We start from the raw sequence: 15,648 nt of genomic DNA on the forward strand, positions 1-15,648 counted from the left end.
TCGCGGGGTGCGCTCACCGGCGCCACCGCCGCAGGAGGATCGCCGGCGCGCGCCAGAGCATGCCGACGAACAGCCGCGCGTGCATCTTCGAGATCAGCGCGTTGTCCTGCCACAGGCGGAAGTGGGAGACGCCGTCCAGGGGGTAGTGGACCCGGACCGGTAGCCAGCGCATGGGCTGCCCGCGCCAGGCCAGGCGCACCAGGATCTCCGAGTCGAAGTCCATGCGCCGGCCGATGCGCACCTGGTCGATCAGCGCCAGCACCGGCGGCAGCGGGTAGACCCGGAAGCCGCACATGGAGTCGCGGATCGACAGGGACAGGCTGTTGATCCACACCCAGACATGGGTCAGGTAGCGGGCGTAAAAGCGGCTCTTGGGCACGCTCTCGTCGAAGCGCGGGTAGCCGCAGATCAGCGCGTCGGGTTCCAGCCGCGCCGCTTCGAGGAAGTCTTCCACGTCCTCCAGGTCGTGCTGGCCGTCGGCGTCCACCTGCAGCGCGTGGGTGTAGCCCAGGCGCGCGGCTTCCCGCAGGCCGATCATCACCGCGCCGCCCTTGCCCTGGTTCACCGCCAGGCGCACCAGGTGAACGTCGCGCTGGTCGGCCAGGGTGTCCATCACCGCGGCGCAGGCGGGGGACGAGGCGTCATCCACCAGCAGGCAGGGCAGGTGCGCCTGCACCAGGGCCTCCACCACCACCGGCAGGGCGTGTTCGTGGTTGTACACCGGCACCACCGCGCAGGGGCGGAAGAGGGGACCGCGGCCCATGGCCAGGGCGTCACGCATCGGGGGCGTTCTCCAGCAGGATGCGCCCCGACGAGCAGGGCGCGTCGCCGTTGCGGTAGGCGAAGTGCAGTTTGCCCCGCTCGGCGTCGAAGCGCAGGCTCAGGACCAGGGTGTCGCCGGGCCGTATCAACTGCTGGAACTTCAGCACCTCCAGGCCGGCGAAGCGCGGCGGCAGGGCCAGGTAGCGCCGCGCCAGCTGCTGCGCCCAGTCCACCTGGACCACCCCGGGGAGCACCGGGGTGTGGGGAAAGTGGCCGCTGAAGTAGGCCAGGTCCAATGGCACCTGCAGCCGCAGCTGCCATTCGCCGTCGGTGTCCCGGGCCTCCCCGGGCTCGCCCTGCAGCGGACGTGGCGCCGCCAGGATGCGCTCCACCTCGGCCTGGGGCAGCTTGCCCTGGCTGGTGTAGGGCAGGGCCGCCAGCAGGCGCCAGCGGCGCGGCAGGGCCAGGGCCTCGCAGTGGCCGGCCAGGTGCCGGCGCAGGGTCTCGGTGAGGGCGCGTCGTCCCTGGTTGCGCAGGGCGTGCAGGCCGGCGTCGCTGGGCACCAGCAGGGCGCCCAGGGAGGCGCGGCCCTCGCGGACTACCCCCAGGCGCGCCTCGGCCACCCAGGGGTGCTCGGCCAGGGCCCGCTCCAGCATCGGCAGGGAGATGCGCTTTTCCTCCAGCTTGACGATGCGGTCCAGGCGCCCCAGCAGGCGGAAGCGGCCGTCGGCGTCCAGTTCCGCGGCGTCGGCGGTCTGCTCGCGGTGGCCCGGCGGCAGGTAGGGCGAGGTCAGGTGCAGCGCGCCGTCGGCGTCCAGGCCCAGCGCAACCCCGGCGAACGGCTGCCAGCGCGTCTCGCCCTGGCGCCAGGCGATGCCGCCGGTCTCGGAACTGCCGTAGATTTCCGTGGGCCATTGGCCGAGGCGTTCGTGCAGGCGCGCGGCGGCCTCAGCGGGCAGCTCGCCGCCGGAGGAAAACACCCGGCGCAGTGGCCGCAGCGCCGGCCAGTCCAGGTTGTCCCCCATGCGCTTGAGCAGCGCCGGGCTGGCCACCCAGGCGAAGGCGCCGCCCAGGGCGCGGCTCTCCCGCTGCAGGTCCTCGGGGAACGGCTGCGCCCGGCGCAGGAATGGCCGGCCGGCGCAGAGCGGCCAGAGCACGCGGAACAGCAGGCCGTAGATGTGCTGGGCGGCGACGCTGCCGAGCACCGTGGCGTCGCCCAGGCCGGCGCCCCACAGGCGCTCCAGGGCCTCCACCTCGGTGGCCAGCTGGTGCAGGGTCTTGCCGATGGGCTTGGCTTCACCGCTGGAGCCGGAGGTGCACAGCACCAGGCGGCAGGCCTGGGGGTCGAGGTCGGCGGGGGCCAGCGGGGCGGCCTCCAGGCCGTCCAGGTCGTCCAGCCAGAGGGTGTCCGCGCCGGCCAGGCGCTCGCGGGTGCGTGGCTGGGGATCGGCTGGCAGCAGCACCTCGGCGCCGGCGCGCCAGGCGCCCAGCAGGGCGCTGGCCAGGTCGGCGGCGTCTTCCAGGTACAGCGCCACCCGGGTCACGCCGCGCTCGCGCAGGGCGCCGGCCACCACCAGGGTGCGGTGCACCAGGGCGGGGTGTTCCAGGCGCGGGCCGAGGGCCACCGGGCGCCCGGGGCGGTTGGCGCTCAGTTGGCGGTGCAGGTCGATCCAGGTATCCGGCAGGGGCATGGCGTGCTCAGGCATGGCGGCGTACCCGCTGGCGCACCAGCCATTCGCCGGCGAACAGTGCGCCCATCAGGCCGTAGGCGATCAGCCCGGTGTACAGGGTCCACCAGGCCAGCGGCGCCCACAGCGCCAGGGCGCAGGAGACCAGCGCGCTGCACAGGAAGAAGCCGGCCCAGACCCGGGTGACCTGGCGCGTGTAGCGCACCGCGTGGGGCGGCAGGTCGGGTTCGCGCAGGCGCGCCAGGCGCTCCACCACCGGCATGCCGCGGTACAGGCTGGCGCCGAACGCGGCGAACAGCAGCAGGTTCAGCAGCACCGGGTAGCCCCGCAGCAGGTGGGGGTCGCCGGCCAGGCCCAGCAGCACGCAGAAACCCAGGCCGGCCAGGGCCAGCCAGAGCCCACCGGGGCGGGCGCCGCCGGACAGCGCCCGCAGCAGCCACAGTGCGCCCAGCAGCAGGGCGAACAGCCGGGGCGAGAGCTGGTGTTCCAGGCCGTAATAGACGGCGAAGGGGTAGGCCAGCCCCGCGAGCAGCAGGAGCAGGCCGAACAATCGATTCATACCGGTCACGGCCGCCGCGCGGCCCTCGTCTGCGTTCGATCCTTGCGCGTCCTTGCATTCGCTGGCGGACGCCGGAGCGTCGCCGGTCACCGCGGCGTGCGGCAGGGCGGGCGCCAGCCTGGGCCCGCCGGAGCGGTCAGGCGCCGCGCACCAGGCGCTCCACCACGTTGACCACGTCGCCCACGGTACGCACCGCCTTGAAGTCCTCGGCGGCGACTTTCTGCCCGGTCTGGCGCTTGATGTGGTCGATCAGGTCGACGGCGTCGATGCTGTCGATTTCCAGGTCTTCATAGAGGTTGGCCTCGAGGGTCACCCGCGAAGGCTCCAGCTCGAACAGTTCCACCATGGCGTCGCGCAGGGCGGCGAAGATTTCATCACGGTTCTGCATGGTGCGTCCTCAGGCGGCCTGGTGTGCCGAAACGAAGGCCGCGAGGCTGGCCACGTTGGCGAAGTGCGTGCGGGTGTCCTTGGCCTCGGCGTCGATCTTGATGCCGAAGCGCTTCTGGATCGCCAGGCCCAGTTCCAGGGCGTCCACCGAATCCAGGCCGAGTCCCTCGCCGAACAGGGTCAGGTCCGACGGCAGGTCGGCCGGGGTCATGTCTTCGAGGCCGAGCGCTTCGATGATCAGGTTCTTAATCTCGAGATGCAGATCGCTCATCGGCGGCGAGCTCCTTCATGAAGTACTGATGCAAATGATCGTTGAGCCGCCGCGAGGCGAGCGGTGCGGGTCCCAGGCTGGCGAACCGGGCGGGGTCGATGGGTTCGCCGACCCGCAGGCAGACGTGGAAGCGCCGGGACGGGATGCGGTACCAGGGCTCGGCCTTGGTCAGGGTGGTGGGGTACACGCTGATCACCACCGGGGTGACCAGGCGTGCCCCGCGCAGGGCGATGGCGGCGGCGCCGCGATGGAATTCCGGCGGCCGCCCGGGAGTGGTGCGGGTGCCCTCGGGGAAGACGATCAGGGTCTGGCCCTCGCGCAGGGCGCCGGCGGCTTCGTCCAGCATGTCCAGGCTGCCGCTGTTGCTGATGTAGCCGCAGGCGCGGATCGGCCCGCGCATGCAGGGGTTGTCCCACAGGCTCTGCTTGACCACGCAGTTGCTGTCGCGGATGCAGGCGATGAGCATCACCACGTCGATCAGCGAGGGGTGGTTGGCGATCACCATCTGCCCGGGCTGGCCCAGGCGCTCCACGCCCTGGATCTCGTAGCTGAGCACGCCGCTGCGGGACATGAACTGGACGAACAGGTGGAACAGGCGGCTGACCGTGGCCCGGGCGCGGCGGCGATGGGTCAGGCGATCGCCCGGCAGCAGCGCGAGCAGCGGGAAGATCGCCACCCGCAGGATCACCCCGCCGATGCCGAACAGCGCGAAGCTCAGCGCGGTCGCCAGCAGCCGCCAGGCGAAGGGCGGGCTGTAGCGCTTCACGGATGTGGGCGTGACCAGGTCCATTGCCGGCGCTTCCAGTGGTGGCGGAGGGAGGGCTGCAGGCCCAGCAGGCAGCGCAGCAGGTTCAGTGAGTGGGGCCAGTCGGCGCGGGGGCCGTCGCCGTTTTCCAGGGCCAGGCTCCAGCCCTGCCCGGCGCTCAAACGCAGGGCTACGGCGTAGGGGAAGGGCACGTCGTCGATGTGACCGTCGAACAGCGCCGGCGGCGCCTCCTCGGCCACCACCAGCAGCACCGCCGGCGCGCCGTCGGCGAGCAGCCCGCAGGCGTCCAGTACGGCCTGCTCCAGGCCGTCGCCCTCGGCGGCCAGGGCGGTCATCTCGCTGGTGTCCTGGCGCAGGATCGACCACAGGCCGATGATCGCGTTGTGCACGGAGAGGCTGAACTGGGTCGGCGACAGGGGTTCGTCGCGGGCGAGGTCGGTGAGGATCGCCAGGGTCCGCGGCGTCTCGCCGTGGCGGGACAGGAACACCAGGGGCAGCGGCGGGTGGTCGGCGGCCAGGGGCCAGGCCACGTGGAACATCATCCGCGCCAGCCGGCTCAGGCGACGACGCTGCAGGGCGGGAAGGAAGCCGACATCCGGCTGCTGCTGCGCATCGATCAGCCGGCGCGGTGCCGCGCACCAGGCACGCCAGTCTTCCGCGCTGTCCAGGCCGGGGGCCCAGGCACGCCATTGGTCGATATCGAATTGCATCACGCGTACAGCTCAGTCCCGGCCCTGCGGGTTGTTTTTATCCACCGGATTTCACTGCGTAACGACCGAGGGCTTGTCGTCATTTGCACCGGCAAGGGTGCCGGCATTATCCCGGCCGATCGGGGTCCAGGCAAACGCTGCGGCCGTTTTCCGACGAGAGGCCGATAAAGGTGGAACCAACGGGCATGGGTACTGTCTGGCGGCTCAGCGCACCAGCAGCAGGTCGCAGGGTGGCGCCTGCAGCATGCGCTGCGCCAACTGGCCTGGATGGGGCTGGGCGTAGGGGCCGCGGGCGTGGTGGCCGAGGGCGAGCAGGGCCGTGCGGCGCTGGGCGATGGCCTCCAGAAGGGTCTCCGGCAGGCACCCGCGCCGGACGTCCAGGCCCAGCCGAGGCCCGTTGTCTGGCAGGCCGGCGCGCTCCTCGCTGAAGCGCCGCTCCATCAGCGCGCCCCGGGCCTGCCAGTAGGCGTCGGCCGGGTCCGGCGCCGCGCCGGCGTCTTCCTCGAACACGTGCAGGGCCCGCAGCTCAGCGTCGGCCGGCAGCAGCAGGTAGGTCAGCTCCAGGGCCAGCCGTGCGCAGCGGGAGGCATCCAGGGCCACCAGGGCGCGGCCATAGGGGCCGGGCTCGTCCCCGGTGGCCAGCAGCAGCGGCACCGGGCAGTCCCGGGCCAGGCGTTCCAGGTTGCTGCCGGCGAAGCGCGCTGGCGCACGGTGGTGGGCGCCCAGCACCAGGAGGTCGCAGCCGTCCTCGGCGAGGCAAGCCAGGATCGCCTCGGCGGGGCGGCCGGCGACGACGCGGATGCGCGGCTCCGGCGCCTGGGCATCGCCGGCGTCCAGGCGCTGGCGCAGCTCGGCCTCCACGTCCTCGCGCAGGGCGCCCAGGGGCGCCGCCTCCGGCAGCACGTGGAGCAGGGTCAGCCGCGCCCGGTGCTGGTCCGCCAGGTGTAGCGCGCGGCGCAACGCCCGGTCCGCCTCCAGGCTCAGGTCGTGGGCGATGAGGATGTGCTTGAACATGGGAGGCCCTCCGCGAAGGAGGGCAGTCTGCGGGGGCGCCGGGGCGGCTGCGTTGATCTACGGCAACGGGGCGATGCCCTGGCCGCGCAGCCAGTCGAGCAGCTGTGGCAGCGGCAGGGCGCCGCTCTGGCGCGCCACCTCGCGGCCGTCCCGGTACAGCAGCAGGCTGGGGATCGAGCGGATGCCCAGCTGGCCGGCCAGGCGCGGGTGGGCCTCGCTGTCCAGCTTGGCCAGGCGGCAACGCCCGCGCAGGCGCGCCGCGGCCTGTTCGAACACCGGCGCGAAGGCGCGGCAGGGGCCGCACCAGGCGGCCCAGACATCCACCAGCAGCGGCAGGTCGCCCCGCGCCTGGCGGGCGAACCCGGCCTCGTCCAGGGCGAACGGCGCGTCGTTCAGCACCGGCTGCTTGCAGTAGCCGCAGCGCGGGGCATCGTCCAGCCGAGCGGACGGCAAGCGGTTGAGGCCGCCGCAGTGGGCGCAGGGGATCATCAGGGGATCGCTCATGGGAGGCTCCGTCGGGTCGAGGCTTTCCTATATGCGGCCCGTCCCGCCGGGATCAAGCCCCGGCCGCCGCCAGCGCCTGCTCCAGGTCGGCGCGGATGTCGTCGAAGTGCTCGATGCCGATGGACAACCGCACCATGTCCCGGGGCACGCCGGCTTTCTCCAGTTCCTCGTCGTTGAGCTGCCGGTGGGTGGTGGAGGCCGGGTGGCAGGCCAGGGACTTGGCATCGCCGATGTTCACCAGGCGCACCACCAGCTGCAGGGCGTCGATGAAGCGGGCGCCCGCCTCCTGGCCGCCGCGGATGCCGAAGGAGAGGATCGCCGCCGGCGTGCCGCCGGTGTAGCGCTGCGCCAGGGCGTGCTCGGGGTGATCCTCCAGGCCGGCGTAGTTGACCCAGGCCACGAGAGGGTGGCGTCGCAGGTACTGGGCCACTTTCAGTGCGTTTTCGGTGTGGCGCTCCATGCGCAGGGCCAGGGTCTCCAGGCCCTGGAGGATCAGGAAGGCGTTGAATGGCGACAACGCCGCCCCGGTGTTGCGCAGCGGCACCACCCGGCAGCGGCCGATGAAGGCGGCGGGGCCGAAGGCCTCGGTGTAGGTGACGCCGTGGTAGGACGGGTCCGGCGTGTTGAGCAGCGGGAAGCGCGCCGGGTGATCGGCCCAGGGGAAGCGGCCGGCGTCCACCACGATGCCGCCGATGCTGGTGCCGTGGCCGCCGATGTACTTGGTCAGGGAGTGCACCACGATGTCCGCGCCGTGCTCGAACGGACGGCAGAGGATCGGCGTGGCCACGGTGTTGTCGACGATCAGCGGCACGCCGTGGCGGTGTGCGGCGTCGGCCAGGGCCTGCAGGTCGACGATGTTGCCCGCCGGGTTGCCGATGGACTCGCAGAACACCGCCTTGGTGCGCGCGTCGATCAGGGCTTCCAGGGCCGCGATGTCGTCATGGGCGGCGAAGCGGGTCTGGATGCCGAAGCGCGGCAGGGTGTGGGCCAGCAGGTTGTAGGTGCCGCCGTACAGCTTGGCCACCGAGACGATGTTATCGCCCGCCTCCGCCACGGTCTGGATGGCATAGGTGATGGCCGCCATGCCGGACGCCACCGCCAGCGCGCCGACCCCGCCTTCGAGGGCGGCGACGCGCTTCTCCAGCACGTCGTTGGTGGGGTTCATGATCCGCGAGTAGATGTTGCCGGCCACCTTCAGGTCGAACAGGTCTGCCCCGTGCTGGGTGTCGTCGAAGGCGTAGGAGCTGGTCTGGTAGATCGGCACTGCCACCGCCCGGGTGGTGGGGTCCGGCGAGTAGCCGCCGTGGATGGCCAGGGTTTCCGGCTTCAGGCGGGGCGGCGTAGGGGCATCGTTGCTCATGCGGGGGCGTCCTTGTGCGGGCTGGGAGGAGCCGTAGCATGGGAAGCGGGACGCGGCCCGGTCAATAACCCGCTGGCCAGGTCCATGGGTTTATCTAGACGTTATTCTTCTATGCATGTGCCGAAGCCGTAGCGATCTAGCGCGCGGTCATGGACGGCAGGGACAGGGAAGGCTGACAGAATCTGTGGGCTGGCCGTCCTTGCGGCGGCCGCGCATGCCTCCGACACTGAGGTCTTTCCCGTCCCCAGGAATTCGCCATGAGCACTGCCCGTCCCCCGTTGCCGCCTTTCGACCTGGACACCGCGCGGCAGAAGGTCCGCGCCGCCGAGGATGCCTGGAACAGCCGCGACCCGGCCACGGTGGTGCAGGCCTATACCGCCGACAGCCGCTGGCGCAATCGCGACGAATTCCTCACGGGGCGCGCCGAGATTCAGGCCTTCCTGGCGCGCAAATGGCAGCGCGAACGGGAGTACCGCCTGATCAAGGAACTCTGGACCTTCACCGGCGCGCGCCTCGCCGTACGTTTCGCCTACGAGTGGCAGGATGCGTCCGGCCAGTGGTACCGCGCCTACGGCAACGAGAACTGGGCGTTCGACAGCCAGGGCTTGATGGAGGAACGCCACGCCAGCATCAACGACCTGCCCATCGCTGAGGCCGACCGGCTGTTCCGCTGGCCCCAGGGACGGCGTCCCGAAGACCATCCGGGGTTGAGCGAATTGGGGCTCTAGGCGTTTGGCAGACGGTCGGCGATGCGCCGGTGGAAGCGGGTTCGGGCTGCTCGTTCACCGCGCGTAGAGGCCGCTTTCTCATCCGTTCGCCTGGCCCGACCGTCGCCCGACGACCTTTTTCGCACAGACCGCAGGCACCGCACCGCGCCAGGCCGGTCAGGACGAGCAGCTGATCTCCAGGTGCCGGCCCCAGTCCGGGGGTGGCTCGGCGTAGCGTTCCTCGCCGGGCTGCTCGTCGAAGGGGCGCGAGAGGACCTGGTGCAGGTGGCGCACGTCGTCGTAGTCGCCCTGCTCGGCGGCGGCGATGGCCTGCTGGGCCAGGTAGTTGCGCAGCACGTAGCGCGGGTTGACCGCGTGCATGCGGGCGCGGCGGGTGTCGGCGGGGCCCGGGTCGCGCTGACTGCGGGCCAGGTGCTCGGCGCCCCAGGCGTCGAAGCCGGCCAGGTCGACGAAGTCGTCGCGCAGCCGGGCCAGGGCCTCGGCGGGCGGCTGCTCGCCGAGGCGGCGGAAGAACAGGCTGTAATCGACGCCGCTGCCCTGCATCAGCTGCAGCAGGCGCTGGAGGTGTGCCTCGTCGCCATCCTCGGCGCCGGCGAAGCCCAGCCGGCGGCGCATCAGGTCCAGGTACTCGGCCTGGTACAGCGGCAGGAACAGCGCCAGGCTCTCGCGCAGCGCGTCCAGCTCCACAAGCGGTGTCAGGGCCTGGGCCAGGGCGGCCAGGTTCCAGTGGGCGATGGGCACCTGGTTGCTGAAGGAATAGCGGCCGGCGTCGTCGGAATGGTTGCAGACGTACTGGGCGTCGAACGCATCGAGGAAGGCGTAGGGGCCGTAGTCGAAGGTGATGCCGAGGATCGACATGTTGTCGGTGTTCATCACCCCGTGGCAGAAACCATAGGCCTGCCAGCGGGCGATCATCGCCGCGGTGCGCTCCACCACCTCGCGGAACATCGCCGCCACCGGCTGCGGCTGCTCCCGGCAGGCGGGGAAGTGCTGGTCCAGCACGAAGCCGGCCAGGGTCTCCAACTGCTCGTGCTGGCGGGTGTAGTAGAAATATTCAAAGTGGCCGAAGCGCACGTGGCTGGGCGCCAGGCGCAGCAGCATGGCGGCGGTCTCCTGGCGCTCCCGGTAGACCGGGGTGCTGGAGCCGGTGACGCATAGCGCCCGCGAGGTGGGAATGCCCAGGGCGTGCAGGGCCTCGCTGGCGAGGAACTCGCGGATCGCCGAGCGCAGCACCGCGCGGCCGTCGCCCATGCGCGAGTAGGGCGTCTCGCCGGCACCCTTGAGGTGCAGGTCCCAGTGCTCGCCGGCATCGTTGAGCACTTCCCCCAGCAGCAGGCCGCGGCCATCCCCCAGGCGCGGGTTGTACACGCCGAACTGGTGGCCGGAGTAGACCATCGCCCGGGGCTCGCCGGTGGCCCACAGCTGGTGGCCGCTGAACAGCTCGGTGAACAGCGGCCGCTGGCTTTCCGCCGGGTCCAGGTCCAGCAGCGCCAGGGCGGCTGGGCTGGCCACCACCAGCCGCGGGTCGGCGATGGGGTCGGGCAGCACGCCCGTGGAGAAAGCGTCGCCGAGGCGCGCGAAGCGGTTGTCGAATTGCAGGTCTTCCAGGCGCTTCATCGGGCCTCCTTCGGGACGCTCCCGGTCAGGGCTTGGGCGCCGGCAGCGCCGGCACCGGCTCGGGTTCATCCGGGCGGGCCGCATTAGGAGCGGCGGGTTGCACCGGGCCTTCGGGGGCCAGGGTGTCCATCAGGGCGCCGTTGATCTTCAGTTCCTGGCCGTCGCGGTTGCTCACCGTCACGTCCATCTTCGGCACGGCGGCCACGTTGATGGAATGTTCGCGGAACAGCTGGTCGATGCGCCGGTTCAGTTCGTCGGTGGCCGGGCCGCGGTCGCCCAGGTCGCGCACGTAGATCTTCACCTCGTGGTCCAGGGTCGAGGCGCCGTAGGTGGTCAGTTGCACCGAGGGCGCCGGGTCGCGCAGCACCCGCGGGTTCTCCTGGGTCGCCTGCATCATCAGGTTGCGCACCAGTTCCAGGTCAGTGCCGCGGGCGACGCTGAAGGTGAGGACGATGCGGGTGATGGTGTCGGTCAGGGTCCAGTTGATCAGCTGGCTGGTCAGCAGGATCTGGTTGGGCACGATCACCGCCTTGCGGTCGCCGTCGGTGATGTGGGTGGCGCGGATGTGGATGCGGTTCACCGTGCCGGTCACCGAGCCGATGGTGATCAGGTCGCCGATCCGCACCGGGCGCTCGAACAGCAGGATCAGCCCGGAGATGAAGTTGGCGAAGATCGCCTGCATGCCGAAGCCGATCCCCAGGGAGAGGGCCGCCACCAGCCATTGCAGGCGGTCCCAGCTGACCCCCAGGGTGGCCAGGGTGGCGACGATGCCGATGCCGCTGATGGCGTAGGAGAGCAGGGTGGTGGTGGCGTAGGCGGTGCCCTGTGCCAGGTTCAGCCGCGAGAGGATCAGCACCTCCAGCAGGCCCGGCAGGTTGGCCGCCAGAACCACGGTGATGACGACGATGATCAGCGCGCTGATCACGTCCAGCAGGCTGATGGGCATCTGCGCGGCGGCCGCGCCGGTGCCGCTGGTGTACTGGTAGAGGGTGATGTTGTCCAGGTAGGCGAACACGCTGATCAGGTCCGCCCACACCCAGTACAGGGCACCGAAGAAGATGCCCAGCAGCGCGAGGCGGATCAGCCGCAGGGACTGCTGGTTGACCTGCTCGATGTCCAGGGCGGGCTCTTCGATCACCTCGGCGCCGTCCTGGTTTTCCTTCTGCTGCGCCTGGCGCTTGGCCACCGCGCGCTGGTAGGCCAGGCGCCGCGCGGCCACGCTCAGGCCGCGGATCAGGGTGGCCTCGATCACCAGCCAGAGCACCAGCAGGTAGAGGGTGTCGATCAGCCGGTCGGTGAGCTTCAGGGCGGTGTAGTAGTAGCCGAAGCCCACCGCCACGATCAGGCAGGCCGGCAGCGCGGTGAAGGCCAGGCCGATCAGGGTGCGCAGGCTGGAGCTGCGGGACTTGGCCGGGCCGGTGAGCAGCAGCTTGCCGATCAGCAGTACCATCAGCGCGTAGCAGGTGAGCACCACGACGATGCCGATCACGTCCTCGGCGAGCATCGCCGGCTGGTGCTCGGCGATGGTCACCACCGCCAGCAGCGCCAGCACTACGAAGCCCAGGCGGCGCACCTGCACGTTGAGGAAGTTGACCTGCTCGCGCTCCCAGCGGAAGTGCAGCTCGGCCACGCCGCCAGGGGCGAGGATGCGGTAGGCGGTGTAGAACACCAGCCAGGCCTGAGCCATCTGCAGCAACGCCGCGCCCAGGTTGGCGTTCTGCCCGCGGGCGTCGATCTGCAGGGCGAAGCCGCAGAGCGCCAGGAACAGGCTGACCGGCAGCGCCAGGAGGATGTTGAACATCAGCGCCAGGGGCGTGTGCAGCTGGCTGTCGCGCTTGAAGTGGCCGACGTCCTCGTGCAGGGCGTTGAGCTTGGCGTAGATGGCCCGGCGCCGCCACAGCAGCACGCCGATCATCATCAGCAGCGGGATGAACACCCAGGGCCGGTCGGTGAGGCCGGTGCCCAGTTCGGTCAGGGCCGAGCCCCAGTCGATCACCTTGATCTGCCGCTTGAGGTACTCCGGCGCCAGCTTCAACCAGCTGACGTCCAGCGGGCGGTTGCTGGGAATCCAGAACATCTGCTCGTCCAGGGTCGCCCGCAGGGACTGGCTGGTGCTGTACAGGTCCTTCTGGTTCAGCTGCAGGGTGATGGATTCGTTGAGCACCGCGCTGAGTTCGCGGTTCAACTGTTCCAGCAGGTCGTTGCGAGTGTTGGCCAGCTCCAGCAGCTGCTTGCGCAGCTCGGGGGTGACCTGGTCCGGGGGCTGGTTGGCCAGCAGCCGGTCGACGTAGCCGGCCGGGCTGTCCATGTCGTCGCGCTGCTGGTTCAGCTCGAACTGGTACAGGCGGATGTCGGCGATTTCGTCGGCCAGGTGGCCGTCGATCTTCACCTGGGGCAGGCCCTGCTTCTGCTGGTAGAGGATCTTCGACAGCAGCAGGCTGCCCTTGAGCACGCTGATCTGCTCTTCCAGGGCCTGGTCGGCCTGGTTCAGGCTGTCCTGCTGCTGCTTGGTCTGCAGGTTGCGCTGGGTCAGCTCGTTGAGGCGGTCGGTGGCCTGCAGCAGGTAGTCGGAGAGCTTGAGATTCCGCGCGCTTTCCTGGGCCAGCAGGCTGTCGGGGGAGGCGTCCTTGGCTTCCTTGGAGAGTTCGGCGACGGTCTTCTCGGAATGTTCCCGGCGCTTGCCGTTGATCAGCGACTGCAGGTCGACGATGTCCTGCTCGATCCGCTCGATGCGCAGGGTCAGCAGCTCGCGCTGGGCGGCGCCCAGGTCCTGCAGCAGGCTGTTGCCGGCCAGTTCCTGGCGGCGCAGCTGGGTCTGTGCGGCGAGGGCCGCCAGCTCGGCGTTGAGCTGGTCGCGGCGCTCGGCGCCCAGGGGCTTGCCGGTGTCCTTGCCGCTCTTGAGGGTGGCGTTGATCTGCTGGCTGCGGGTCTGGTTGCTGCTGATCTCCGCCTGGGCCCGCTCGGGGCGGGTCTGGGCGGTGATGATCAGGCTGTTGGCGTCGGCGCTGGCCTTCTGCCAACTGGCCAGCTGGGCGGAGCGCTCGTTGAGGGTCTGCTCCAGCTGCGGCACCATGGCGCCGCTGTAGCGCTGGGCCGCCGGCGTCGCGGCGCTGTTCTTCAGGCGCGCCAGCTCGCGCTGGGCCTCGGTGATCAGCCGCGGGGCATCGGTCAGCTGCTGCTTGAGGTCGGCCAGGCGCTTCTCGGCGTCGGCCTTGGAGGCCAGCAGCTTGAGGGTCTGCTCCAGGGTGTCCTTGATCGCCGCCTGCTCGGCCTCCGGCAGCTTGCGGTCGGCCAGCCCGTCCAGGCTGCTCTGCACGCGGGCGGCGTCGGGGGCTTCGTCGGCGAGGACGGAAACGGAGGTCAGGCAGAGGCCGAGCAGCAGCGCGGCGAAGGTCTTACGCAGAAAAGCCATGGGTTCGGTCGGGGACGTCTGAGGTGAATAGGAGGGACTTCAGAGGAACAGGCCGGGACCGGGGCGCGCTCCTTCGGGGAATCTGACGCCCACCTTGCGCACCTTGTTCCCTTCCATGGACGCCACCGTCCAGGTCAGGCCGTTCCACTCCACCTGGTCGCCCACCACCGGCTCGCCGCCGATCTGCTGCACGATGAAGCGGCTCAGGGGCAGGCTGCCGTCCACGTGCTCCAGCTTCAGGCCGTACAGGGCGGCGATGTCGTTCAGCTGGGCCTCGCCTTCCAGCACGAAGTCGCCGAAGAAGCGCAGGTCCTGGCCCCGCTTGGGCGCCTGGCTGAACAACCGGCCGAGGGCCGGCAGGTCGTGCTCGTGGCCGATCACGCAGAGGATGTCGCCGGCTTCCAGGATGGTGCTGCCGGACGGGTGCAGCAGCTCGCGGCCGCGGAACAGCGCGGCGATGCGCGTGTGATCGGGCATCTTCAGCTCCCGCAGGGCGGCGCCGATGCACCACTTCTGCGGGCCAAGGCTGTAGACGAACAGCTCCCACTCGCTGGTGGGGTGGATCTCCAGGCCGGCGCGGGAGATGGGCGCCGGCTCCGGCGGCACGGTGACCCGCAGCAATCTGGCCGCCAGGGGCAGGCTGGCGCCCTGCAGCAGCAGCGACACCAGCACGATGAAGAACGCCAGATTGAAGTACAGCTGGGCGTGGGGCAGGCCGGCCATCATCGGGAACACCGCGAGGATGATCGGCACTGCGCCGCGCAGGCCGACCCAGGCGATGAACCCTTTCTCGCGGTCGTGGAAGGCGCGAAACGGCCACAGCCCCACCAGCACCGAGGCCGGCCGCGCCACCAGGATCATCCACAGCGCCAGGGCCAGGGCCGGCACGGCGATGGGCAGCAGGTCGTGGGGGGTGACCAGCAGGCCGAGGACCAGGAACATGCCGATCTGCGCCAGCCAGGCCATGCCGTCCAGCATGTGCAGGATGCCGTGGCGGCCACGGATGGTGCGGTTGCCCAGCACCAGGCCGCAGAGGTAGACGGCGAGGATGCCGCTGCCGTGCAGGGCGTTGGTCAGGGCGAACACCACCAGCCCGCCGCTCACCACCAGCAGCGGGTAGAGGCCATGGGCCAGGTTGATGCGGTTGATGGTCTGCAGCAGCAGCCAGCCGCCACCCAGGCCGAGCAGCGCGCCGATGCCGAATTCGCTGAGCAGGTGGCCGAGGAAGCCGAAGCTGAAGTCGGTCTGCCCCTTGGCCAGCATGTCGATCAGGGTGACGGTGAGGAACACCGCCATGGGGTCGTTGCTGCCCGACTCGATCTCCAGGGTGGCGCTGACCCGTTCGTTGAGGCCCTTGCCGCCCAGCAGGGAAAACACCGCCGCGGCGTCGGTGGAGCCGACGATGGCGCCGATCAGCAGGCCCTGCATGAGGTTGAGGTCGAACAGCCAGGCGGCGGCCATGCCGGTCAGTCCGGTGGTGATCAGCACCCCCACCGTGGCCATGGAGAGCGCCGGCCAGAGCGCCACGCGGAAGCTCGACACCCGGGTGCGCAGGCCGCCGTCCAGGAGGATCACCGCCAGTGCCAGGTTGCCCACCAGGTAGGCCAGCGGGTAGTTGCTGAAGCCGATGCCGCCAGGGCCGTCGACCCCGGCCACCATGCCCACGGCGAGGATGATCACCAGGATCGGGATGCCCACCTTGGAGGAAATCGAGCTGACCAGGATGCTCGCGCCCACCAGCAACGCGCCGATCAGGAACAGGCTGTTGATGGTACTGGCGTCCAAGGTGTACTCCGGGAGGTCGACAAGGCGGGGGACGGACATCGTGCCGGGGGACGGCGACACCGTTGCCGGATTCTAACCTGCGGAT

General features: G+C 70.5%; 14 protein-coding genes. 1 reads left to right on the forward strand and 13 read right to left on the reverse strand.

Annotated elements, in window-relative coordinates; translation table 11 throughout:
- Nucleotides 1-13 precede the first annotated feature (13 nt).
- The 10 genes from FM069_RS12045 to FM069_RS12090 all read right to left on the reverse strand — a co-directional run bounded on the left by FM069_RS12045 (nt 14) and on the right by FM069_RS12090 (nt 7,991).
- Nucleotides 14-781: a glycosyltransferase family 2 protein gene (locus tag FM069_RS12045; protein WP_233282025.1), complete on the reverse strand. Its 768-nt coding sequence runs from the start codon at nt 779-781 to the stop codon at nt 14-16.
- A complete protein-coding gene (locus tag FM069_RS12050; protein WP_407681578.1) occupies nt 774-2,468 on the reverse strand; it encodes an AMP-binding protein in 1,695 nt (564 codons plus the stop codon). The genes FM069_RS12045 and FM069_RS12050 overlap by 8 nt, the downstream gene beginning before the upstream one ends.
- Entirely contained in the window at nt 2,461-3,009 is a 549-nt protein-coding gene (locus FM069_RS12055) for a COG4648 family protein (RefSeq protein WP_143488590.1), read from the reverse strand. Before FM069_RS12055 ends, FM069_RS12050 begins: the two co-directional genes overlap by 8 nt.
- Nucleotides 3,010-3,145: 136 nt before the next feature.
- A complete protein-coding gene (locus tag FM069_RS12060; RefSeq protein WP_143488591.1) occupies nt 3,146-3,397 on the reverse strand; it encodes an acyl carrier protein in 252 nt (83 codons plus the stop codon).
- A 9-nt stretch (nt 3,398-3,406) separates the two neighbouring features.
- Entirely contained in the window at nt 3,407-3,667 is a 261-nt protein-coding gene (locus FM069_RS12065; protein ID WP_143488592.1) for a phosphopantetheine-binding protein, read from the reverse strand.
- Nucleotides 3,642-4,457, reverse strand: a complete 816-nt coding sequence (locus FM069_RS12070) for a lysophospholipid acyltransferase family protein (protein WP_143488593.1) — start codon at nt 4,455-4,457, stop codon at nt 3,642-3,644. The genes FM069_RS12065 and FM069_RS12070 overlap by 26 nt, the downstream gene beginning before the upstream one ends.
- Nucleotides 4,430-5,143 (reverse strand): beta-ketoacyl synthase chain length factor, encoded by a 714-nt coding sequence (locus tag FM069_RS12075; protein WP_143488594.1) that lies wholly within the window; start codon nt 5,141-5,143, stop codon nt 4,430-4,432. The genes FM069_RS12070 and FM069_RS12075 overlap by 28 nt, the downstream gene beginning before the upstream one ends.
- A gap of 204 nt (nt 5,144-5,347) precedes the next feature.
- Nucleotides 5,348-6,157, reverse strand: coding sequence for a universal stress protein (locus FM069_RS22070; protein ID WP_143488595.1), 810 nt, complete (start codon nt 6,155-6,157; stop codon nt 5,348-5,350).
- A 57-nt stretch (nt 6,158-6,214) separates the two neighbouring features.
- The gene (gene trxC / locus FM069_RS12085; protein WP_143488596.1) at nt 6,215-6,661 is read right to left on the reverse strand and encodes a thioredoxin TrxC; all 447 of its coding nucleotides are present in this window, start codon (nt 6,659-6,661) and stop codon (nt 6,215-6,217) included.
- A 52-nt stretch (nt 6,662-6,713) separates the two neighbouring features.
- Nucleotides 6,714-7,991 (reverse strand): bifunctional O-acetylhomoserine aminocarboxypropyltransferase/cysteine synthase, encoded by a 1,278-nt coding sequence (locus FM069_RS12090; RefSeq protein WP_143488628.1) that lies wholly within the window; start codon nt 7,989-7,991, stop codon nt 6,714-6,716.
- Nucleotides 7,992-8,278: 287 nt separating this feature from the next.
- On the opposite strand from FM069_RS12090, the gene FM069_RS12095 reads away from it, so the two are divergent.
- Nucleotides 8,279-8,749: a nuclear transport factor 2 family protein gene (locus FM069_RS12095; protein WP_143488597.1), complete on the forward strand. Its 471-nt coding sequence runs from the start codon at nt 8,279-8,281 to the stop codon at nt 8,747-8,749.
- 156 nt (nt 8,750-8,905) lie between these two features.
- Here the strand turns inward: FM069_RS12095 and selO are convergent, their stop codons facing one another.
- Genes selO through FM069_RS12110 form a run of 3 tightly spaced genes read right to left on the reverse strand, consistent with a single transcriptional unit; the run spans nt 8,906 to nt 15,563 of the window.
- Nucleotides 8,906-10,366: a protein adenylyltransferase SelO gene (gene selO / locus FM069_RS12100; protein WP_143488598.1), complete on the reverse strand. Its 1,461-nt coding sequence runs from the start codon at nt 10,364-10,366 to the stop codon at nt 8,906-8,908.
- 25 nt (nt 10,367-10,391) lie between these two features.
- The gene (gene mscK, locus FM069_RS12105; RefSeq protein WP_143488599.1) at nt 10,392-13,778 is read right to left on the reverse strand and encodes a mechanosensitive channel MscK; all 3,387 of its coding nucleotides are present in this window, start codon (nt 13,776-13,778) and stop codon (nt 10,392-10,394) included.
- Nucleotides 13,779-13,817: 39 nt separating this feature from the next.
- Nucleotides 13,818-15,563 carry a potassium/proton antiporter gene (locus FM069_RS12110; protein ID WP_143488600.1) on the reverse strand — a complete coding sequence of 582 codons (1,746 nt, stop codon included), beginning with the start codon at nt 15,561-15,563 and terminating at the stop codon, nt 13,818-13,820.
- Nucleotides 15,564-15,648 lie beyond the last annotated feature (85 nt).

The sequence above is a fragment of the Pseudomonas mangiferae genome, assembly GCF_007109405.1.
Lineage (GTDB): Bacteria > Pseudomonadota > Gammaproteobacteria > Pseudomonadales > Pseudomonadaceae > Pseudomonas_T > Pseudomonas_T mangiferae.

What these genes read in the sequence shown, in the direction of transcription:
- FM069_RS12045 (WP_233282025.1), bottom strand. Translation starts at nt 781, where the DNA reads ATGCGTGACGCCCTGGCCATGGGCCGCGGTCCCCTCTTCCGCCCCTGC.
- FM069_RS12050 (WP_407681578.1), bottom strand. Translation starts at nt 2,468, where the DNA reads ATGCCTGAGCACGCCATGCCCCTGCCGGATACCTGGATCGACCTGCAC.
- FM069_RS12055 (WP_143488590.1), bottom strand. Translation starts at nt 3,009, where the DNA reads ATGAATCGATTGTTCGGCCTGCTCCTGCTGCTCGCGGGGCTGGCCTAC.
- FM069_RS12060 (WP_143488591.1), bottom strand. Translation starts at nt 3,397, where the DNA reads ATGCAGAACCGTGATGAAATCTTCGCCGCCCTGCGCGACGCCATGGTG.
- FM069_RS12065 (WP_143488592.1), bottom strand. Translation starts at nt 3,667, where the DNA reads ATGAGCGATCTGCATCTCGAGATTAAGAACCTGATCATCGAAGCGCTC.
- FM069_RS12070 (WP_143488593.1), bottom strand. Translation starts at nt 4,457, where the DNA reads ATGGACCTGGTCACGCCCACATCCGTGAAGCGCTACAGCCCGCCCTTC.
- FM069_RS12075 (WP_143488594.1), bottom strand. Translation starts at nt 5,143, where the DNA reads ATGCAATTCGATATCGACCAATGGCGTGCCTGGGCCCCCGGCCTGGAC.
- FM069_RS22070 (WP_143488595.1), bottom strand. Translation starts at nt 6,157, where the DNA reads ATGTTCAAGCACATCCTCATCGCCCACGACCTGAGCCTGGAGGCGGAC.
- trxC (WP_143488596.1), bottom strand. Translation starts at nt 6,661, where the DNA reads ATGAGCGATCCCCTGATGATCCCCTGCGCCCACTGCGGCGGCCTCAAC.
- FM069_RS12095 (WP_143488597.1), top strand. Translation starts at nt 8,279, where the DNA reads ATGAGCACTGCCCGTCCCCCGTTGCCGCCTTTCGACCTGGACACCGCG.
- selO (WP_143488598.1), bottom strand. Translation starts at nt 10,366, where the DNA reads ATGAAGCGCCTGGAAGACCTGCAATTCGACAACCGCTTCGCGCGCCTC.
- mscK (WP_143488599.1), bottom strand. Translation starts at nt 13,778, where the DNA reads ATGGCTTTTCTGCGTAAGACCTTCGCCGCGCTGCTGCTCGGCCTCTGC.